Raw genomic sequence first — 21,052 nt, 5'->3', positions numbered from 1 at the left:
ACTTTTCACCTCTTCATCCTAACATCTTGATAAAAATGAGGCAATATTTTTTTCATTTTAAATCATAAATTTATGTGAATATTTCTATATATTATTTTTCAATAATTACTCCCTTACGTTCAGCTTGATTATTTCAACTAGGCAAGAACGGGTAAAAGAGATAGAAAGGATGACAATACATGACGATTCAGATTAATTTTGATCATTCATGGAATGACGAATTATTAAAACGAATGACAGATGATGGTCCATGGGCAAATTGGGAATTATTTAAACTTTCCCTCGAAGTGGAGCAACATACCATTATTCATGAGTTTGAAGGCCTTCAGGCACCTAATCATTTATCTGATTTAACCCCACTTCCCCACCAATTAGAAGTGGCAAAAAAAGTTATTGAAGATATGAACGGAAAAGCTATTTTAGCAGATGAAGTGGGACTTGGCAAAACCATTGAAGCAGGTCTAATTTTAAAAGAATATATGATTCGTGGACTCGTAAAAAAAGTCCTTATATTAGTGCCAGCTTCCCTTGTCACACAATGGGCAGTCGAATTAAATTCAAAATTTTTTATTCCAGCTGTAATCCAAAGAAAAAGTTATGTTTGGGATCAATGTGATATTGTCGTATCTTCTATTGATACTGCAAAAAGAGAACCGCATCGTGACATTATTTATAATCAAGATTATGATTTAGTTATTATCGATGAAGCACATAAATTAAAGAATAATAAAACAAAAAACTATGAATTTGTTCAAAATCTAAAAAAGAAGTTTTGCCTTTTATTAACTGCAACTCCTATTCAAAACCGTGTCAGTGAAATCTTTAACCTTGTTTCTTTGCTTAAACCTGGTCATTTAGGGAATGAATCTAGTTTTTATGAAAAATATAAAAAAGATGCCCGTTCTGTTAGCGATGATGAACATTTAAAAGAGCTAGTCAATAAAGTCATGGTTCGAAATCGAAGACATGACACTGGAATTGAATGGACAAAACGCATCGTTGAAGGAGTAACGATTGATTTTTCTCCTGAAGAAAAAGAGCTTTATGATGCGATTGAGCATTTAAAGAGCCATTATCACGAAGAAAACACAGGCAGAAATCCATTTTCAATGATTACATTACAGCGGGAGGCATGCAGCAGCAGAGAAGCAGTCTATTATACCCTGCAGAATATGCTAAAAAAAGCAGAAGCGCCCTCTGCTTTGTTAACAGAGAATGTACAATTGCTAATGAGCAAAGTGGAAGCGATAAAATCGAATTCTAAAGCGGAAAAAGCGTTGGAGCTCATACAAAAAATAAATGATAAAGTGATTATTTTTACAGAGTACCGAGCTACACAGCTGTATTTGCAATGGTTTTTAAAACAGCATGGCATTACTTCTGTTCCATTCAGAGGCGGCTTTAAACGAGGGAAAAAGGATTGGATGAAAGATTTATTTCAAAATCATGCGCAAGTATTAATTGCGACAGAAGCAGGCGGAGAAGGAATCAACCTGCAATTCTGTAATCATATTATAAACTTTGATTTGCCATGGAATCCGATGCGGCTCGAACAGCGTATTGGGAGAATACATCGTTTAGGTCAAGAAAAGGATGTAATGATTTATAATTTTGCTGTTAAAAATACAGTTGAGGACCATATTTTAAAACTATTATATGAAAAAATTCATTTATTTGAAAAAGTCATCGGTGATTTAGATGATATATTAACAAAATTAGATTTTGGCAATATGGATGACTATATGGTTGATATCTTCTCTAACTCTCTTTCTGAAGGGGAAATGAAGATAAAAATGGAGAACTTAACGAGCATGATTGAATTTGCTCAAAACCTGAAGGATGGTGAGCAATATGAAGCAACAGGAAATACATCAATTTCTTGAGCGTTTTTTTCAAGCAAATGATTGTGAAATAATAGAAAATAATCAAGGTTATATGATAGTGCAATTAACGATTGATTTAGATAAGGAACTGATGAACCGACCATTTTATTGGCATTATCTTGAGAAAACGGGTGGTACACCCAATCCCGCTAAGCTAACCTTAATAACAAATCCGAACGTTGCTCCAAAAGAGGTAAAAGGAGAATTAATTCATTTTGGTTCACCAAGGCTTCACCAATTATTTGCTTGTTCCAAAAAACTATCTGGATATATTCGATTATATGAAAATATGGAAGGCAAGCTTCAACAGCACACTGCTTTAAAGCCATGGCTCAATATTAATATGAAAATCTCCTATCAATGTGATCGAAAAAGGGATGTTTATCAGTCCATCGGTCTTCAGCTTATTAATGGGCAAATCGTGAGTGATTTTCAAAAAAGAATCAAAAAACTGGCTTTATCTGCGAAAATCCCTGATTTCGCCTTTACTTTATCCCCTCTTATTATGCCGAAGAGTGGGATAACCAGGATAGAAAATACAATTAATCAATCCTTATTGCAAGAAGACCATACTTGGGCAGAAGAAGCAAAAAAAAGATGGGAAAAAGACTTAAAGTTGTTAGAGCATTTTTATGAAGATTTAGAGGAGAAATCCGAAAGTCTAGATACAGAAAGACTGGCTTTGCAAGAACAGTATGAACCGAAAATAAACATATCGATTATCAATGGTGGATTCTTTTATTTAGCAACTGAAGCGATATAAGAAAAACTGCTAATCAGAAGTTATCAAATTCTAATTAGCAGTTTTTTAAGTTATTTCCGTCTTCTTTTGACACTCGCCGCAATTGCATATGGCAAGATGCCGAACCAACGCAGCATAAAAGGTTCTTTCTGATTTTTCCGTTCCGCTCTTAATTTTTGGCGTTGATCTTTTGGCTGATCCATATACTGCACAAATGTTTGTGTTAAAAATTTAACATAATCATTGGTATTCATTTTTATCACCTACATACTTTTACTTATAGAATAACCAGCTCTTCTCGTAACTATTCATTTTAATAGCTATTTATTTGACTACCTCCACCCATTTTGTCATTTTTTTCTGTTCTTTATCATAATAACTTAAAGCCCAGATTCGGTAATTAGACGGTGCAATTAAGGAATATTCTATTTTTTCTACTGAAGATGAATAGTCGGTAATCTTATAAGAAACCGTTGCATGTTTATAGATGTATTGGCCAGTATTTGGAAGTTCTTCTTCATTTGACCGTTTTTTTTCTATATTCTTTAACGAACTCATTAAATAATAATCTTGACTATACATTGCTTTTATTTCTTGCGTCATTTGTTTTTTTGTTATATATAATTGAACCATCACAAGAAAAAAGAGAATAAAGATGGTAAATACACAAAATGTTATCGGATAAATGAACCCTTTTTCATCACGTACCATTATTACCTCCTTCATGCTGTAAATAATTCCAAATCAACACTTCCTTTTGCTGATTATACTTATTTTTCACTTTCACCTTAACTCCATTTTGTATTTCAGAAAATTGAACCGCCGCTACATCTTGTAATGTTACCTCATGTCCAGCAGCGTTCACTCTTCTTCGTATTTTATCTGTATATAATTCATATTGAATATTTTCTCCATCAATATACATAAACAGCTTATTATTTTCGACATAGATGTTTTCAGACATCCTCACTTCTTTTTTTAATTGGCTGACAAATAATTGCCATTCCATCTCTTTCAATTGAATAGCTACTATTTGATTATTACCGATTATTTTCAATGTAGGTGGTATAAAGGAGACTATTACTAAGAAAAGAGATAACGCAAACAGCATATCTAACAAGATAAATCCTTTATTCGTAATTTTCACAAATTTGCTGTTTTTTTCGAAATACATTTTCATAATATAAACAGACCTCCTGCCCATTCGTCCATTGTATTGTATAGCTTACTCCTTCCTTTTCCACTTCTATTGTCTCTTTTTCCTTTTCTTCTATAAGAAATCCTTGTAAATATTCATATAAAACCTGATTAGATAGCTGTTCTTGGTCTAATTGTTGGAATTGTTTTAATAAATGGGTATAAGCAGGAAAAAAGAAAAGTGTTAAAAGAAACCATACAGATAGAGATAAAAAGATTTCTGGTAATAAAAAGCCTTTACAATTTCGTAACATAAAATCTTCCCTTGCCTATTTGAACAGTAAAAGTATACTGTCTATCCTCTATTGAAAGATAATAAGTAGCAAATTTTGTTACATTTCCACTCGCTACTATTGAAAAGGAAATAGTAGTTAAATCTTTATTTATTATCACGCTTTCATCATAATAACGATCTACAATTATCCCTGTCTGCTGATCACCTCTAATATAATAACGCTTCTCCTTTGGGTAGATATAAACATTAAGTTTCATTTGATGTGATAAAGCATAGCTTTGTGCATAAAACAAATCCGACTGTAAGGTGGCAAAAAACATCTTTTCTTTAACGGCTGCTTGCTGTGGTCTAAATAATAAAAGCGATAAAGAGATAAGAATCAAAAATATCGATAGTGATACGAACATTTCGATTAATGTGAAGCCTTTTTCATTTTTTATCATGGATCACTAACAACGGAAACTTCTCCATTACTGCTAATTGCAACAGCGTTTCCATTCGGACAAGTTGTTTGATTTTCCATAATATAGCCAGCATCCGCTAAGTCTTCCATATCCTCTGGATACTTTTTTTCATCCATATAATAGGACTGCACTTCCGCTTGCACCATTTTTATAAAAGCTTCACAACCCGTTTTGTTAATTTTAGAATTATGTTTTGTAACATTAGGAATGGTAATAAGAAGCAATATGGAAATTACGAGAAGAACAATCATCATTTCTATTAGCGTAAAGCCCTTTTCATTTTTCATTTTTTTCTCCTTTCAAAATCCATCTAAAAGCTGAAACATCGGTAACAATACCGCTAAATATAAAGAAACAATTAATATGCCAACAAAGGCATATAAACTTGGCTGGATGATTTTTATTGTTTTGTTCATACCATCTTGAAATGTACGAATGCAATAGCTGCTAAAATAGTGTAGTTCTTGATCTAATCTTCCGTTTTCCTGACCATGTTGCAAAATTCGCTGTAATTCTTTTTGCAAAAAATCTATGGCGTTAAAAGCTTTCTCTAATCGCTCACCACTTCGCAAATGATCTATTACGATTATTCCAATTTCCGAATATAATTGCTGCTGTTTATTTTGTTGAAAAAATTGAAGACTTTCATAGATGGAGAAGCCACTTGATAATAAATAGCTTAATTGGAGGGAAATAACATGCGTATAATACAAAGAAAAGTAGCGCCCAATTAAGGGCATCCGAACCAGTCGATTCAACTGAGCAATCTTGTCCTGCTTTTTAAAATAGAAATGATAATAAAGAAACAACAGAAGAAAACATCCAATAACAAGTGTAAAAACAATTGGAATCACTTTCTCAGCCCCAATAACGATAACCATAAATAGATTCTTTTTTAAATCCATGGATAGAAAAAGACTTGTAAATTTCGGTAGAAGGATTTGCTGTACAAAAAAGAAAAGGATCAAGGTGAAGGATATCAGAAAAAGTGGGTAATAGAGGATTTTCTTTAATTTTGTTATCGTTTCCTGCCTGCTTATTATCATTCTGCTAGCATCTTGAAAGGCTTTTGCAAAACCACCATGTTTTTCAGCAAAAAAGACATAACTGATTAACTGTTGATTAAAATTCAGCTTTTTTAAGTTTTCATAAAAAGATTCACCTCCTTTTAATGCCCCTATACAGGAACGAATTTCTTCGCGCTTATGATGTGGCAAATAATAAAGAGTAGAATGTGCCGCTTCTGCCAAGGAGTAGCCTTGTTCTAATAATTCTCCAATATTTTTTAATAGCAGTGCCTGTTCTGTAAGGGACCATTTATTCTTTTTCATCAACATATACCCAACGCTCATATTCCGTTGCTTTAATAAAACCTAAGGCAATTCCTTTATTAATATTTTGCGCTAATGTTTTAACCTTCTTTTTTGCTTCCATATCCTTATCTTCAAGAATTTGGAGAATGGTTTTTCCTGTAATGATTTCAAAAACACTCGCCCTTTTTTTCTGACCATTTAGGCTGAAACAATATGATGAACAATCATCCATGCAAAATGGACATACTAACTCTACTAACCTCTGTGCTGTCACAGCAATCAACGTTTGTTTAATTTCCAGTTTATTTATTCCGAATTCCATCAAACGATGAACCCCTCCTTTTGCATCTCTTGTATGCATGGTGGTAATAACTAAATGTCCAGTTAAAGCTGCTCGAATAGCAATATGCGCTGTTTCTGCATCTCTTATCTCTCCAACCATTATAATATCAGGACTATATCAATAATTCACGATAGTTCACCCCAATGAACAAAATAACTCAAAATACAGTAATATCAACAGTAAAATCTATTGCCCCCTTCCTAATTAACTTATAGTAATTAACGCTAATTCATATTAGTGTGTGGTCAATCGTGTGGTCATGTGGTCACCGATTGACCTTTATTTTTTATACTGCATTTCCAATCTGTTTCAACACACTTAATATTAATGGGGAAATTTGTATCAATACATATCCTAATCCTGCATTTTGAATTGTGGACCATGCTTTTTCTGAATTGCCTAGCATAAAAAAGAAACAGCCGCCAACAATAATTACTGAAGCTATCGGGAAAGATAAAGCGACTAACACGTCCACCAATGGATCCAAAGCATGCGCCAACATAGATAAGGTTTGTTCTCCCATCCATTCTTTTGCGCCTACTGGCACAACGTCGTTTGTAGTTGATGCAGCAAACACAGGTTTCGCTAAAAATAAAGGTACTGCTATAGTAGTTCCGACCCTTCTAGCTATCTTACCTACATTTGATTTCTTCTTTTCTTTCATCTTATAACTGCTATCCATAAATTGATTAAATGCTATTGTTTGCATATGAACCATCCTCCTATTTAATTTCATCATTTGTATATACAGCACAAGGTATTTCCTTACACAGTTCTTTAAGCTGTTTTTTTCTCAAATCAGTAGTTGTGATCCATATCAATGGTGGAAAATATCCAAAATGTTTTGCTAAATGTCCTGCTTTAAATAAGGCGACATAATTATTCACTTTGGCACGATTTTCTTTCATCTTTTGTAATGAGTCCACTTCTAAAAAATGATATTTACCGCTCACTTTAAACCAGGTATCTGTCACTAAATTTGTAATTCCATCGCTTATTTTGACTTCATTTGTCCATTCTGTTGGATATTTCGCGAAAATATAGAAGTTATTTCTCAAAATTGTGTGATTAACAAATGGATTCTTTCTTCTCACCTTATTAGAGTTCACATATGCCCTTCCCTCGGCATTTAAGTAGTAAATAGATGAATACTCTTCCCTATAACTTTCTAAGTATGGAGACAGTTCTTTTAGGATTCTATTTGCATTACGAACTTTTCCCAGTTTGTGGATGGTTTGCAACTGATTCCTATTAAGAAAGTCCAGTTTTTTCAATGACAATAGGATTGCTTCTTGGCGCTTGCTTAGCTGCTTCAACTGGATTCACCTCTCTTACATGGGTATCAATAATGGAATGAATAATTTCAGAAGTGATTAGTGGGGTTTGAACAATGACTTTTTTATCAGCTGTTTGGTAAATGGCACGACCTTTTATTTCTGGAAGTTTTTCTGCTCCCTCTCCATCTAATACCACTCTTGATGCTGTGGAAGACTGGACTCGAAAGCACAGCTTTGCATCGCTATTTTGTTTACATTGGCGAGGTATAACATCACCAGTCGGATATTGTGTAGCAAGAATCAATCGGAATCCTAACCCCGCTCCTAGTCTTGATATTTGACTCATATATCTCTGACAATCTTTTTTCAGGTCCCTTTCATCACGATCTACCGCTTCGTCAGGATTTAATTCGCCTACCTCATCGATAAAAATAAAATGCCTTTCTTTTATTCCCGCTTCCTGGACATTCTTCTTCCCTAATTTTCTTACTCTCTGCTGCATCTCCCTCATTTTGTTATAAGCATTTTCAAGCACTTCTTTTGCTTGATCAGGCTCATATGCAATTGATACTGTCTGCTTGATGTTTTCATAGTCGCATAACTCCACTCCACCTTTTAAGTCAATGAGATGCAATTTAACATTGTTTGGCTGCTGTATGATAAGGGAAATGATGATTCCATTTATTAAGTTAGATTTACCATATCTTGTTGCTCCTCCTAGTGCAAAATGTGGGATTCTTTCAAAGTCATGCAGTATGGATTTATTCTTTTCTCTCATAATTCCAATCGGCACTGACCACTCTTTCCCTTCAAACATTTCTACCAGCGTTGGCATCGGTTCATTGTAAACTCGTATAACTAACATTCCGTCGTATGATAGTTCTATTTCCTTCCTCTCCGTTAGTTTCTTCTTATATAGACTTCTTATATTCGAAATGATTTTAGAGTCTAATTTTAGCTGTTTTAGATCTCCTATCAGTATCTTTACTGTACGTGAATTTATCCCAGCTTCAATTGATTTTTGTTTAGATACATAATCCTCGAAACTCCTTCCTAAAGGTATTCGATAGCGATATTCTGTCCCCCATTCATAATTTCTTTTCTTTACAAGTTGAGTGGTCAATGTTTGTTTGCCGTCTTTTACATTTAATCCTGTGAGAGCAAATATTTTGTTTAATTTTTTAGAGTCATTACCCATTCCACTTTTGGACAGGTGAGCTTGTAGAGCAAGCCCTCCCATGAGTGCTGTTGTGACTGCTTCAAAGATCAACCCGTTTTTCCTCCTTTCCTACGCCACCTCTTTATAGATTATTTATAATCTATCCCACTCATCTAGCATGGAAAAATGATAGCTTTAGATACTGATATAAAGAGATCTGGCATATGCTCGATCAAGCTACTAGGGTGGTAATAAATTTGGTATAGTAAATGGTATGAAGGTTAGCATGTCTATTATGCTAATTAAATTTACACGAATAAGCTAATTAAATTTCCAAAAGGAAATATGCCAAAAGAGTGGAATACATAAAACAGGTGATTAAGAATGAAAATAAAAAGTAACATCAAGATTCTTGGTGAAAAGAGTGGTTATAAAAAAGCTTTTTTAGCTGAACAAGTAAGTGTTAGCGTCAAACAATATCGAAATTACGAAACTGGGCATAGTTACATCCCTATAGATAAAGCCTATATTCTAGCCAAATTATTCAATTGTAGAGTAGATGATTTGTATGAGGTGATAGATGAATAATGCAGTTAAACAAAAATAACCCCTCTCTTTATGAGAAGGGTCTTTGCGAAGGTATCATGCTGTAAGAATAGTATTTGCTTATTCTTCTACAATATGCACTGGATATCCTTTTTTCTTTAGTTCTGCAGCTAATTTCTCTGCGTTTTGTTCATCTGCAAAAGCACCAACTTGTACTTTATGAATGCTCTTAGAATCTTTTTTAGGCTCGTCTTTTTTTGGTGCTGGTTTTGGTTTATTTTTTTTCTTTAAGTTGTACTGATCTGCTAAACCATCCACAACAGCACGAGCAACTTTTTTACGATATGCATCTGATTTTAATAATGCTGCTTCTGCCTTATTTGTCATAAAACCGCATTCGATAAGTATGGCTGTCATGTGTGTTTCCCTAACAACATGTAGGTCTGCTGCTTTTACACCACGATTAGTAAGGCCTGTAGCTTTTACAATCGCATTTTGCACTTTTTTTGCAAGCGCAACAGCTTCTTTAGGTTTAGTTGTATACGTAAATGTTTCAATCCCATGCGCCGAACTCCATCCGCTTCCTGCAGCATTAGCATGGATCGATACGTAGACATCTGCTTTCCAAGCGTTAGCTGCATTTGTACGAGATGTTAAAGGTATATCGACTTTACCAGTAGTATCATGAGCAAATTTTGTTTCAATTCCTTGATAATCTCCAAGATAATCTTTTACATATTGAGCCGTCTTAGCATTAAATTCCCACTCGCGCATTCCATCCGGCGTACGTTTACCTGGCGTGTTTTTTCCATGTCCTGCATCTAACATAATTTTCATCATTGATCCTCTCCTTTTTCATTCTCGTTATTTTTATCTTTTAATTGGATAAACGCATTGGATAAAACTTTTGGAACCTTAACATCAAGACGGCCGAGATTTTCAACTAAGCTTATTCCCTCAGTACCGATTAAAAACATCAGAATTGCATATCTGATAAACAACCCTTGGTTACCTAAAATGATGTCTAACTGAGTTGCTACAATGATGAGTGAAAACATAGCTCCTTTTTTCATCAACCCCTTAAAAGCTGTTTTAGACGAAACTTTCTTGTCATAAAAAGCAGCCATAATTCCAGTGATGTAATCCAACGACATTAAAATGACAAATGCAATTAACAACTTATCTATCCCCCCAAACAAATAAGCCGCACTAGATATAGTGCCGCCTGTCATAACTACCCATAATGTATCTGTGTTGTGTTTCAAATTAATTACCTCCTAATTTTGTCAATAAAAAAAGAAGACTAAAATTAGTCCTCTTTCTTCATCGCATATTTATCTTCTTTATGTGGAAGCAGCAATCCTAATAAGGCGCCACTTATGCCTAGTATAATAATAACCAACCATATCCAAATGGATTTATCAGGAATTATTGTAAATAATATCCCTGCTATTATTATAGCATAAACTGCAATCCAATGATACCAAGCCATGACATCACTCCATACTTTTTACTGTTTGACGGGCAATTTCATTTCGTTGCTGAATAAGTTCATCCAGCGCTTTCTTCTTTTGATCGGCAGTATAATCATAAGAATTTTGAATTGAACGTATTTGTTTATTAATATCGCTGATTTCCTTTGCTGCATCATTAATCATTTTTAATTTAGTCGTATCATCAAAGCGTGAATCATTTTCTTTTGCAGATCCTTTTGCTTTGTTAAGTTTCTCCCTTAATGTATATAGCTTATCTAAGGAAGCACCTGAACCCGACTGATTAACTAAAAATGCTTTTGTTACAGCTTTTTGATCAATACCTTTCGATGGACGTTCGGGATTATCTGTAAGATTGGCACTATCAAGTAATAAATCCACGACGTTTGTTGCATAAGTACCTAAACCACCAGTAAACCCTTGGATTGTATTGTCAATTACTCTTGGAGAACCGAAATTTTTGAATGCACCATCACCTCCAGTAAGCCTATTTATCTGTTTGCCAACAAATTTTGCTGTCTCAGATGAGTTAATATCATATTGATCAGGATAATCCATATTCTGTTCTCGTTGCGGGATGATAGGACCTTGTCTGAAGAAAGAATAGTTTGCCATTCCTTCTACAATCGGCGCTATTCCCGTAAGCATAGTTGGTACAGACATTGCAGAAAAGCCTTGTTTTAAGAATCCGTCAAATGCTTCTTTATCATTTTTCATTGCATAATCCATTGCTCGTTCAAACGTATTAGAAAAAGCAAAAGCTAAATCAAATGGTTTAGGGATCCGTGCAATTTGATCAGTACCCGGAATTGGAACTAAATAAAAGGTATCTTTTAGATATTGTGGTGCATCATCTAGAACTTCTCTTTGCCTTTCATTAGCCATGGTATTTTGAGCAACTATAGCTGCTATTGTGGGTAAAGTAACAGAAGCGATCGATTTGCCAATCACTTTACTTGGATTCTCCTGAAATGCTCTCCATAGTTTACTTTTACCTTGGATATTAGCATTTAAGAAAGCTACAACTTTATTAGCTTCCCTTACACTAACTCCTGCTCTTGCAAAGTCCATAATGTCCCTAGCTCTATAGGCTGCTTCTTGTGGTGATGCTCCAGAACGTAATGCCGCTCTAAATTCACCAACTTTTGTAGCTGATTCACTTATATCTGCTACATTTCTCAATGTGTTTAAAGGGTTAGAAAGGCTCTTTAAAAGAGATTTAAACGTATTTGGATTTAGTACATCTACATAATGCGTATTGGACTCAGATAATGCCTTTTTAAGGGTTTCTTGGTGTAATTTTCTATCCATTGATACTATGTTACCATATCCGCCGTTTTCTTTGATAAATTGTTTGTATAAATCCCCAGCGGTTTTAAATTCTTTGTTCCCTATTTTTATCGTGCGGCCTTTCCAAATTGACTGCCATAATCCTACCGGAAAGTCGACAATAGGGTTAAAACCTGATTTAGAAACAATGAACGCTTGCGGAACGTCACGTAATGGGTTACGCAAACTAAATTCAGGTGTTAATGTGGCGCCGGCTCTTAAAGTAGATGCAGGCTTTTGTAATATTTTTATTAATGTATTCGTAGACTCCTTGTCCAGATTCATCATGGCTCTATAAACATCTGGCGGAACTTCATATTTTACTTTTTTTCCATTATCCATGGCGCTTATAACATTCAAACGTCCAGTATCTTCATTGTCAGGTATTTGACGAATGAAATTACCTTCCGTATCTTGTTTTGCTAGAACACCTAATTTCGAAACGACATTATTCTTATCAGCAACATTAGTAGCTTTGAAAATATTTTTTATCATGCTCTCTAATGGATCGATCACTTCTCTGCTGGATCCCTCTAATTTTTTTATAGGGCTGCTGCCATTGGTTAATGCTTTGCTTAATCCATTGCTAAATTCAATTTTATCATCATCAAAAGCACGGAATAACGACATGTAATTTGGCCACTTTTCATTCATTGCCTGAACAGATTCTTTGCTTATTACTGGATTATCACCTTTTGACAATGTATCAAGGGTATTGTTATTTACTTTCAATAGTTCGTTTCTTGCTGCTTCCATATCGTTGGAACCTAAACGATTAATAACATCATCAATTTCCGCATTAGTAAAACCAGAATTAATTCCTTTTGCGTTAACATCTTTTGCATGTACAGCTAAAGCATAATCACCTAAATCTTTTGGATTAATCCCCTTGCTCTTAATATTATTGATAATTGGATTAAGTTGATCTTTTACTATTTGGTGCGCTTTTTCTGGACTACCTTTAAATAATCTAGCCTGTTTATATAAACTATTCTCCGCACTTGGTAGTTTACCTGTTATTTTCTTTTCTAATTTTTCTAATGGTGCTAAATCATCAATAAATTGTGTTCGTAAATCGCTTAATAATCCCTTATTATTCTTTTGTTTAGTTCTATTTACTTTCGCACTAAATGTTGAAGCATCACCTAGAGAATGATCGATATTAGATTCATTAATTCTAATTAACGATCCACCATCTCTTTCTGATGGACTAATAGCTTCAAAATCTTTAGATCCACCTTGTTTTATAGGTGTTTTTAATTGTTGGAAAATACCATCCTTATCTTCCTTTAAAGCTTCTAATATCGGTCTAATTGCTGGCTCTTGGTCAGGAGATTCAATTAACAATTTATTCAATTCATCTATTTGGTCATCGATTTCTTGTATCTGTTTCGGTTTCCAAGCAGGAACATCCCCCACTTCATCACTAAAACCATCTCTCACATGTTGTTCAGCTAATTCACGTAATTCAGTATTGTTTGGTTTACGATTATTCACCTTATAGAAATCTTGATACCATTTAGGATTGTTAGAAACTCGACCAAACGCTCCTGTTACATATCCTTCTTGATCTCGAACCAATCCGCCTGGTTGAACACCTTTACCCATAGAATTTTTAAGGTATTGATATTGTTCATCTACAGCGTTATTAAAATCCATATCATATTGGCTTAATGCCTTAGGTTTCGGAACATCTGCTACATTATTGGTGGCTGTTTTTATAGAACTAGGAATATCTAAAATTTCTTCCACTGGACGCGCTTCTTCTGCTACTCTTTCTGCTGTTCTTACACCTTTACCGAATTTACCTAATATCTCCGCACCTTTACCAATAGCGCCTGAACCAATTAAATTTAACGGGTCCAATGCTAATTCAGAACCAACGCCCGCTGCTTCTTTCCCTATTTTGTTTTTTGCTTTCTTGCTAACAAAGGGTGCGGCAATATCACCAAGTGGAAGCTTTTTAATCAATTGATTCCCTAATATGTTGGAAAGAACCTTATCCTTGTTATCTGTATCAGGATCAAAGCCTAATGATTTATTTAATTCTTTCCCTGATGTGTTTTTTTTTCCTGTTAGTCCGGCTGCAGCACCTTTCCAAAAACTTTTTCCCTCTGTTTTTTCCTTAATACCTGTACGGACTGCATCACCTGGTCTATCCAGTATTTCTAAAGCTCCCATTAATTTATCAACACCTTGGGAATGACCGTTACCGTCCGTATCTTTTCCCATCTTCTTGAAGAAGTTGACCAATCCGCTAGTATCAGCCTTTTTCTGTTCTTGCTTTTTCGCTTGATTTTTCTTTACTTCTTTATTTAAATCAGACATGCTGATGTCTTCTGCTAATGTTGGTTTGTTTAATGCATAATCACGTGGATGCTCATATTTAGTGGTTTTATCGCTTCTGAAAGCGTTGATTTCATCTTCTGTTGGGTAGCCTTGCCCTGATTTTAGTCTGTCTTTAATATATTTTTTTAGATCGCTATCTACTAAGCTATCTGTTGCTTTTTCACGTTGTAAATCATAGTCGTTTTCTTCTTGGTCTTTTTGCTTTTGTTTTAAATAAGAATTAAAATTTGCCTGCCCAATCTCTGCTTGTGCTTTTGATCTCCCTATCTCTCGAGCATTAGAAAGACCGGAATCAAAAGATCCGGCCCCGTACATGTTATCTAATATTTTTTTATATTTTTCTCGGTTGAAGTTATATGCCATCATGGCACCGCCTTTTCAATTAGAACTAATACCAGTGATTCTTGTCCCAAAATTGCAATGCTTTTTCAGGCGTCTTGTATCTATCTTTAACATACTGTGCCATCATTACTAACTGATCAACAGGGTTTCCATAATTCAATCCCATTTTCTTTTGGTAATTAGCAACGGTAGAATTTAAAAATTGTCCATATCCATGCGCTGTGCTAGTTGGATTCTTCGCACTAGGATTCCATGAAGATTCTCTTCCAACTAACTCTGTAAGGGCAGTTGCCCAATTAGACGGAACGCCTTTTTGGATAGCTTGCTGTAAATGTGATTGATATGTTTTAAAAGAACCGCTCTTATTGGATTGTTGCTGTGTTTTATAGTTGTTTTTATAAGTGCTATCACCCCCTCCCGTTACTCCGTTAAACCCAAACTCTTGTAATATTCTAATTGAGCATTATTCTGTGACTTTTGTAATTCTCCGTTGTACTCTAGCTCGTACATTCTCCACGCAGCATCTTCACCATATGTTTTCTTTGTCCACTCAAATTGAGCCTTATCTGAAGCGCTCATATTGTTGAAAGTGTATTCACGCCATGCTTTATTGTCTTTGTATTCTTTCGCTTGTTGATCAAATGATTTTTGCCATTGGCTATTCTGTGTATCAAATGATTTCTGCCACTGGCTGTTTTGGTTTTTAAAATTCTTGTCCCATTGTTCGTTCGACTTATCGAAAGATTGCGCCCATTGGTCACTATTAATGTCCTGACCTCTTTGTTGCTGTTCTGCATTTAATAAGGATTGATTTTCACTTTGTCTGCGAGATGTATCACTCATAGCATTCTGATAAGCCTGCTGTAATCGATCATTATAAATTTGATTTTCATTGGCAGCCTGTTCATTACCTACAGCTGCAAGTTGTGAACTTAAACCAGCTTTTTGCGTGGCAGCATTACGATAAACATCCGCTAATGATGCTTGTCTGTTCATATTTAAACGCAGGTTCTGATCAGCTTGAATACCGCTGTTTAAACCTGCGCCCGCTTGTCCTTGTGCTTGCTGTAAATATTTCTGGAAGTAATCTCTAGATAAGGCATCGTTAGATGTTTTTACACCATCATCCACTTGTCGCATTTGATTGTTTAATCCAGTTCTTTTAGCATCTGCCACCGCTTGTGCTTGTTGTTGGGCATATCCACGGGAATAGTCCATGCCATAGTTTTTAGATAGGTCATTAATGGAAGTTGCTTTTGTTTTATAGCCATTTATATCAATAGCTTTCGGTTTTTTCCATGCCATTTTCTTTCCTCCTTGCATAAAAAATAGCACTTCATAAAGAAGTGCTTACGTCGCAGTAGTATCCTATGCAACATCATTAATACGATTATTTTTGTGAATCTCGTTCCATATCATTAATGAGACACAAAAAATCGCATACTCTATTTTGTTATCTACAAAAAATTTAATTGTTGATATAAATAGTACAAATAAAAAAATATCAATAGTTTTAAAAGAAAATATGCCCCAATTAAAGAATTTAGATGGGGCGTGGATTTTTTTCATCTAAATTTCCTCCTCGACTTATACAAGTTCATTATGTGCATAATAAAGATAGGCATAGTCTTTTAATCCATCTGGAATTTCTTTCGGTTTAATCGAAAATTCCGAACTGAATTTTATAAAAGAAGAAGCAAATCCTAAAGCTCCACTAATCCCAATAGGAAAGCCAAATGCTTTCCCGGCAATCATAGATCCTACAGTATTTTTAAACATAGTGACCCCTTGCCCCTCATACGTTCCTTTCACTCCGAATAAATTCTTTCCTTGTACAGCTAAACCACTTCTTCCAAAATTCGATTCTAAACAGGCTTGTGCTAGAATAAGAGAGGGAAGGATGTTATACTTCTTTCCTATTCTTACGGCTGCTGTTGCAACTTCTTTAATAAAACTCATTTTTATTCCCCCTGTGCTGTTTTTAAAATATCATAATATTCATAGTCCACTATACATTCCCCGTCACAATATAAAAGTATATCCTCTTTTCCTACCGTCCCATATTTAGCCATCGTATAAATGGTATCGTCGGGTAACACTATTTCTACTGATGTAGAATCCACAACAAAATGTACTTCCATCCATTCCCCGTTAAAAGGTAAATTTACAAACCTTTTTTTATCAAAAATACTATTGTTAGGGAAATCATTACATTCTCGTGACACATCATATTGTTGGTTTGGTGGGTTATACGTCCATGTAGTCGTATAGTTTTCACCTCTTATTACCACACCGAACTTACTAGTAATAGGATTATCTTTTTTTCTAAATATCGCTTTTAAGTAAAATTTTTCCCCATTTAGGAAAGGTAGTATACGTCTATCATTATTAATATCTATCGCATAACCTGTTACCGCATTACTTAAATAATCTCGAAAAGAAGGAAGTAATTTGGTTTCTATCGTATATCCGTCGTGTGATTTTAATCGTAATTCACGGCATAAGCTCATGCTACCGCCGAACCCTTCAAACGGTACTTTTGTTGTATATCCCCAATTCCCTATCCATGCTGTGGATAATAAGACATCATTCGGGTTATCATCTTCTTTTGTGAATATTTTAGCACCGTAATAATCGGGTCCGCTGTCTAATCGTTTCGCTGGTGTTTCGGGAGTAAATACACCATTAGTAGTCATACCGGATATATAGTATGTACCAGTCGAAACCTCATCGCCACCATTCGCACCAAAGAACAATACCCACCTTTTATGGTTAGGGTCGCCATCTACATCCATTAAAAATAAATTAGGACATTCTAATAATCCTAGTCCTCCTATCATGATAGAATGTAAATAAGAGAAATTAATACCGTTCGTTGACTTGTAAATACCAAACTTGCCGCCTTCTGCTAGATACATGTAAAAAATACCATCTATTCTAAAAACATACGGGTCACGGAAGTCTGCACTTCCAGTAGGGTTATTTTGAATTGGGTTAAACTTATAGGGTTTAAAAGTAAAACCGTTATCGTTTGAGTACCATATGTTTGTTGTTTGACCCGCATTTCCGTACGATGTTAGGTAGGCGATAACCGCATTCATCCCAAACCCTAAGGTATTATCATAGTCCTCATAAATGGTTCCGGAAGCTACGTCCCCTTGTGGGGTAGTGTATTTAGGAATAGCAACCCCATGATTTTCAAAGCTTACCCAATCTTTTGTCGTAACATGATACCATTCTGTCCCATTCCCACCATGTTTAAAATCTTTATTGAAAAGGAAATAGAAATGCCATTCTCCATTACGGAAGAAAGCGGACTGAATATCATTCATAAACCCGTCCACTGGATTCAAATGAAAGTTTTGCTGGAATTTAGATACTTTATTTGGCAAAAATTTTGATTTAACAGTATCTAATAAATTTTCTTGTTCTTTCATTTGATTACCAATAGTCGCCAACTGTTCATTAACTGTTACTAATTTTTGTTCTTTATCTTTCAACGCATCAATAATATTAGATTGTTCAATTTGAGATATATCACCTATATTTGTTTCTGTTTTTGTAAAACGAGCATCTAAAGAAAGTTCGTCCCCTTTAGCCGTATTAATTTCATTTTTTATTCCTTCTATACTTACTGGCTGCAATATTCCAACGTTTGCATCAATATCATTAATTGCTACACGTAATATTTCTCTTTCTCTTTTATAATCATCGGGGGACATTCGATCTCCATTTGCCCAATTACGAAAAATACCTTCTTCTATTCGAGCCATATTTTATCACCTACGGTTTTTTAATTTTAAATATTATCCCCAAACTTAAAATAACATTTGGTCCATCTCCGGTATGTCTTATATCAATGGACGTAACGTATCCTTTAGCAGATAATGGAATACTAACTTTGCTTTGCTTTGTATTATCAAAAGCAGATACTCCTAGTTCCCATGCTCCAAATACTGTTCCAGCATCTAATGAAATGTTAGTCAATAAAACTTCTTTCCAACGTACGGTTCCTTCTACAATCTCGGATTTACCTTCTATCGTGTTAAAAACGGGATTATCATCTACATTAACCAGCACTGATAAATCCACATCACTATTTCCTCTTCCTAACATCAATTGAAGCTCTTTATATTTTTTGTGGTTATGATGTTCGTTAAAATCGAAAGATTTTGTTATGACTCGATCTTCATATACAAATCCTAAATCATTAAAAACAGAACCAATAAACATAACAATATTCCCTGTTTCCGTCGACTGTCCTACTAAATCTCCATCCCATTCAAACAAACGAGAAAAGTCCATATGTGGTGATTCATCTTTTGTCCAAACTCCAAGTTCATAATAAAAACGAAACCTTGTTTTATTTTTAGGGAAGCAAATATGATACTGATTATTGTAAACAACAGCACATGCAGTACTATCAACAGGTATTAAGTTATCAATATTGCTATCTATTTTTTCAACGTTTATTTTCTCTTCTGTTAAACCCGCAGACTTTAAAATTTGCACTCCTTGCTTCGATAAAAAAGCAATGTAATTACCCATTACTTTAGGTGTTTCGGGAGCAACACAGCCCAATCCCGTGTGCACAACCACACGTTTAAAATCTTCAGGAGATTGTCCGTATAAAGCTTGTATAGAAGTTGGTAAAAATGCTACAAGATAATCTCTATATCTCACAATCTTTTGTAACGCTTCTTGTTCTCCGCTTTCGAATTCTAAAGTGTGATTGGTAGGAAAATACCTTGAATTGTTTAAATGCGAAATATAGATGTTTCTTGCGTTCTTCGTGTCTCCATAAACGATTAGCCTACTCCAATGAAGTAGGATGCGATTGCATGTATGAATTTGCGAAGTGTCTGCTTTTTCGTTTTCATCATAAGAAGTGACAGTATAAATAGGAATTTGATAAACTTCTGGTGCATCAACATTTGGTTCTTCTGCTGTTCCCTGCACTCTTGCAGAAACCTGAATGGTGTAATTACCAACGTTTTTAGGAGTGAAATCCCAAGTTTTATCTGTGCTCCAATTTTTACCCAATAAAAAAGTATCGCTATTAGATAAACGATACTGCCATTTATATTCGATTGTTACCCCTTCAGGTTTAGAAACAAATGCTGTAAAGGTTGTTTTTGTATTAGCAACCCCTTTTTGCAACGATGGAACTGCTCCGTCCACTCGTAAATACGTTTCTTGTCCGTCTTGCATGTAATTTTCAGGATCATCAGCTAATGCATTGGTCCCAACATAAAGAGCTTCTAACGGCAGCACCTTGTATGGATCAACTACCTTTGCTGTAACACCGTTATATTCAACTAATTTTGTTCCAGTTGCAATGTAAAGTATTCCATTCCACTGCACCGCTTCAATCATACGTTCCGTTTGAAAACCATCAGGCAACCCCTCAATAGGTAAATCGCCACCTTCTCTTATTAAACGTCCATTTACAGCGATAATAGCTTCGTAGCTGCTATCTTCTTTGTAAAAACGGAAATACCCTTGTCCATAACCGTTACGATTACTAGGAATAGATGTATTCTTTTTTAAAATTCCCCATGTTGCCATGTATTCACCCCTATCTAGCGTAAGCCATAAAGGATATGGTTAATTCTTCTTGGATCGATGTTGGAGAAACAACGTTTCCATCCTTATTTACAATGTAAATCCTGCATTGAGTAAAGCTATCCCATGTATAAACTTCTGCTCTATATCCTGGATTATTTCGATGTTGCAGGTGCGCTGTCATAACAGGCATTCCCCATGTTCGTGGTCCCGCTATCGTAACAACCAAACGATCATCCTCTACTTCTACACTTGATACACCTTGATTTCCGAAACGTCCCACTTTATCATCTAAGTACCAATTGTTTTTATATCCCTTTATAACAGCAAATCGTTGCTCTGGAACAATATTAGAGTTATACACTTTAATATTAATATTTCGGAACCATACTTCTCCAACAACACTCTTCCATAGCCCAAAGACCAAACGGGCATAACGGTTGCTCATGCCTCCTTGTATGATAAATCGATACGGCTTCCAATCTCCTGTAATATCAACATTGCTTGATATAGGATCTATGTCACCTTCTACCACGAAATCGTTCTCTTCATACACATCCCCAGAGACATTTCCTGAACCAGATACGGCTTTTGCTACGAACTGTACTTCCATCCATCCACCTAATGGTAAGTAAGTGTTCCAAAATACATAAGCACGTTCTGTGATACTATTAGACTTACATTTTAATATTCCGTTAGAAACGCTTAATGATCCGTTTCCATCTAATCGTTTGTCTCTCGCGACCATCTTTAATAAATCATGGTGGCCAGGCTTAAATGTATAAGTGCACGTTGCATTCGGCTGCATATCATCA

23 protein-coding genes and 1 pseudogene are annotated in these 21,052 nt (G+C 35.0%); 3 read left to right on the top strand and 21 right to left on the bottom strand.

Annotated elements, in window-relative coordinates:
- Nucleotides 1–179 precede the first annotated feature (179 nt).
- On the top strand, nucleotides 180–1,883 hold the full coding sequence (locus AC5LWL_RS09905) for a DEAD/DEAH box helicase (RefSeq protein WP_493434161.1): 1,704 nt from the start codon (nucleotides 180–182) through the stop codon (nucleotides 1,881–1,883).
- Nucleotides 1,852–2,646, top strand: coding sequence for a YqhG family protein (locus tag AC5LWL_RS09900; protein WP_493434160.1), 795 nt, complete (start codon nucleotides 1,852–1,854; stop codon nucleotides 2,644–2,646). Before AC5LWL_RS09905 ends, AC5LWL_RS09900 begins: the two co-directional genes overlap by 32 nt.
- A gap of 50 nt (nucleotides 2,647–2,696) precedes the next feature.
- On the opposite strand, the gene AC5LWL_RS09895 is transcribed toward AC5LWL_RS09900, so the two are convergent.
- The 11 genes from AC5LWL_RS09895 to AC5LWL_RS09845 form a co-directional block, all read right to left on the bottom strand.
- Nucleotides 2,697–2,879 (bottom strand): YqzE family protein, encoded by a 183-nt coding sequence (locus tag AC5LWL_RS09895; RefSeq protein ID WP_493434159.1) that lies wholly within the window; start codon nucleotides 2,877–2,879, stop codon nucleotides 2,697–2,699.
- A gap of 70 nt (nucleotides 2,880–2,949) precedes the next feature.
- Nucleotides 2,950–3,336 carry a competence type IV pilus minor pilin ComGG gene (comGG, locus tag AC5LWL_RS09890; RefSeq protein WP_493434158.1) on the bottom strand — a complete coding sequence of 129 codons (387 nt, stop codon included), beginning with the start codon at nucleotides 3,334–3,336 and terminating at the stop codon, nucleotides 2,950–2,952.
- Nucleotides 3,326–3,805, bottom strand: a complete 480-nt coding sequence (gene comGF / locus AC5LWL_RS09885; RefSeq protein WP_493434157.1) for a competence type IV pilus minor pilin ComGF — start codon at nucleotides 3,803–3,805, stop codon at nucleotides 3,326–3,328. Before comGF ends, comGG begins: the two co-directional genes overlap by 11 nt.
- Complete coding sequence (locus AC5LWL_RS09880; protein ID WP_493434156.1) at nucleotides 3,756–4,076, bottom strand: hypothetical protein; 321 nt, start codon at nucleotides 4,074–4,076, stop codon at nucleotides 3,756–3,758. The genes comGF and AC5LWL_RS09880 overlap by 50 nt, the downstream gene beginning before the upstream one ends.
- Nucleotides 4,060–4,500 carry a competence type IV pilus minor pilin ComGD gene (comGD, locus tag AC5LWL_RS09875; protein ID WP_493434155.1) on the bottom strand — a complete coding sequence of 147 codons (441 nt, stop codon included), beginning with the start codon at nucleotides 4,498–4,500 and terminating at the stop codon, nucleotides 4,060–4,062. Before comGD ends, AC5LWL_RS09880 begins: the two co-directional genes overlap by 17 nt.
- Complete coding sequence (gene comGC / locus AC5LWL_RS09870; protein ID WP_493434154.1) at nucleotides 4,497–4,808, bottom strand: competence type IV pilus major pilin ComGC; 312 nt, start codon at nucleotides 4,806–4,808, stop codon at nucleotides 4,497–4,499. The genes comGD and comGC overlap by 4 nt, the downstream gene beginning before the upstream one ends.
- 12 nt (nucleotides 4,809–4,820) lie before the next feature.
- Nucleotides 4,821–5,852 (bottom strand): competence type IV pilus assembly protein ComGB, encoded by a 1,032-nt coding sequence (gene comGB, locus AC5LWL_RS09865; protein WP_493434153.1) that lies wholly within the window; start codon nucleotides 5,850–5,852, stop codon nucleotides 4,821–4,823.
- Nucleotides 5,839–6,276 (bottom strand): ATPase, T2SS/T4P/T4SS family, encoded by a 438-nt coding sequence (locus tag AC5LWL_RS09860; RefSeq protein ID WP_493434152.1) that lies wholly within the window; start codon nucleotides 6,274–6,276, stop codon nucleotides 5,839–5,841. Before AC5LWL_RS09860 ends, comGB begins: the two co-directional genes overlap by 14 nt.
- A gap of 187 nt (nucleotides 6,277–6,463) precedes the next feature.
- Nucleotides 6,464–6,886 (bottom strand): hypothetical protein, encoded by a 423-nt coding sequence (locus AC5LWL_RS09855; protein ID WP_493434151.1) that lies wholly within the window; start codon nucleotides 6,884–6,886, stop codon nucleotides 6,464–6,466.
- Nucleotides 6,887–6,899: 13 nt separating this feature from the next.
- Nucleotides 6,900–7,418, bottom strand: a complete 519-nt coding sequence (locus AC5LWL_RS09850) for a replication-relaxation family protein (RefSeq protein WP_493436585.1) — start codon at nucleotides 7,416–7,418, stop codon at nucleotides 6,900–6,902.
- 10 nt (nucleotides 7,419–7,428) lie between these two features.
- The gene (locus AC5LWL_RS09845; protein WP_493434150.1) at nucleotides 7,429–8,724 is read right to left on the bottom strand and encodes an FtsK/SpoIIIE domain-containing protein; all 1,296 of its coding nucleotides are present in this window, start codon (nucleotides 8,722–8,724) and stop codon (nucleotides 7,429–7,431) included.
- A 273-nt stretch (nucleotides 8,725–8,997) separates the two neighbouring features.
- On the opposite strand from AC5LWL_RS09845, the gene AC5LWL_RS09840 reads away from it, so the two are divergent.
- The gene (locus AC5LWL_RS09840) at nucleotides 8,998–9,201 is read left to right on the top strand and encodes a helix-turn-helix transcriptional regulator (RefSeq protein ID WP_493434149.1); all 204 of its coding nucleotides are present in this window, start codon (nucleotides 8,998–9,000) and stop codon (nucleotides 9,199–9,201) included.
- Between the two features lie 78 nt (nucleotides 9,202–9,279).
- On the opposite strand, the gene AC5LWL_RS09835 is transcribed toward AC5LWL_RS09840, so the two are convergent.
- From AC5LWL_RS09835 to AC5LWL_RS09790, 10 genes and pseudogenes are all read right to left on the bottom strand, one after another.
- Complete coding sequence (locus AC5LWL_RS09835) at nucleotides 9,280–9,999, bottom strand: N-acetylmuramoyl-L-alanine amidase (RefSeq protein ID WP_493434148.1); 720 nt, start codon at nucleotides 9,997–9,999, stop codon at nucleotides 9,280–9,282.
- Nucleotides 9,996–10,424 (bottom strand): phage holin family protein, encoded by a 429-nt coding sequence (locus tag AC5LWL_RS09830; protein WP_493434147.1) that lies wholly within the window; start codon nucleotides 10,422–10,424, stop codon nucleotides 9,996–9,998. Before AC5LWL_RS09830 ends, AC5LWL_RS09835 begins: the two co-directional genes overlap by 4 nt.
- A 44-nt stretch (nucleotides 10,425–10,468) precedes the next feature.
- Complete coding sequence (locus AC5LWL_RS09825) at nucleotides 10,469–10,651, bottom strand: hypothetical protein (RefSeq protein ID WP_493434146.1); 183 nt, start codon at nucleotides 10,649–10,651, stop codon at nucleotides 10,469–10,471.
- Between the two features lie 4 nt (nucleotides 10,652–10,655).
- Nucleotides 10,656–14,693, bottom strand: a complete 4,038-nt coding sequence (locus tag AC5LWL_RS09820; protein WP_493434145.1) for an LPD38 domain-containing protein — start codon at nucleotides 14,691–14,693, stop codon at nucleotides 10,656–10,658.
- 25 nt (nucleotides 14,694–14,718) lie between these two features.
- Nucleotides 14,719–14,991 carry an aggregation-promoting factor C-terminal-like domain-containing protein gene (locus AC5LWL_RS09815; RefSeq protein ID WP_493436584.1) on the bottom strand — a complete coding sequence of 91 codons (273 nt, stop codon included), beginning with the start codon at nucleotides 14,989–14,991 and terminating at the stop codon, nucleotides 14,719–14,721.
- Nucleotides 14,992–15,092: 101 nt separating this feature from the next.
- Nucleotides 15,093–15,977 carry a hypothetical protein gene (locus tag AC5LWL_RS09810; protein WP_493434144.1) on the bottom strand — a complete coding sequence of 295 codons (885 nt, stop codon included), beginning with the start codon at nucleotides 15,975–15,977 and terminating at the stop codon, nucleotides 15,093–15,095.
- A gap of 468 nt (nucleotides 15,978–16,445) precedes the next feature.
- Nucleotides 16,446–16,631 (bottom strand): annotated as a pseudogene (locus AC5LWL_RS09805) (glucosaminidase domain-containing protein); the annotation flags it as partial.
- A gap of 2 nt (nucleotides 16,632–16,633) precedes the next feature.
- A complete protein-coding gene (locus AC5LWL_RS09800; RefSeq protein ID WP_493434143.1) occupies nucleotides 16,634–18,445 on the bottom strand; it encodes a glycoside hydrolase family 32 protein in 1,812 nt (603 codons plus the stop codon).
- 10 nt (nucleotides 18,446–18,455) lie between these two features.
- Nucleotides 18,456–20,240, bottom strand: a complete 1,785-nt coding sequence (locus tag AC5LWL_RS09795; protein WP_493434142.1) for a hypothetical protein — start codon at nucleotides 20,238–20,240, stop codon at nucleotides 18,456–18,458.
- A 10-nt stretch (nucleotides 20,241–20,250) separates the two neighbouring features.
- Complete coding sequence (locus tag AC5LWL_RS09790) at nucleotides 20,251–21,045, bottom strand: hypothetical protein (protein WP_493434141.1); 795 nt, start codon at nucleotides 21,043–21,045, stop codon at nucleotides 20,251–20,253.
- Nucleotides 21,046–21,052: the final 7 nt, after the last annotated feature.

This window comes from Niallia sp. WK069_GA_01, assembly GCF_983173855.1.
This window is presented reverse-complemented; position numbering and strand designations above follow the sequence as displayed.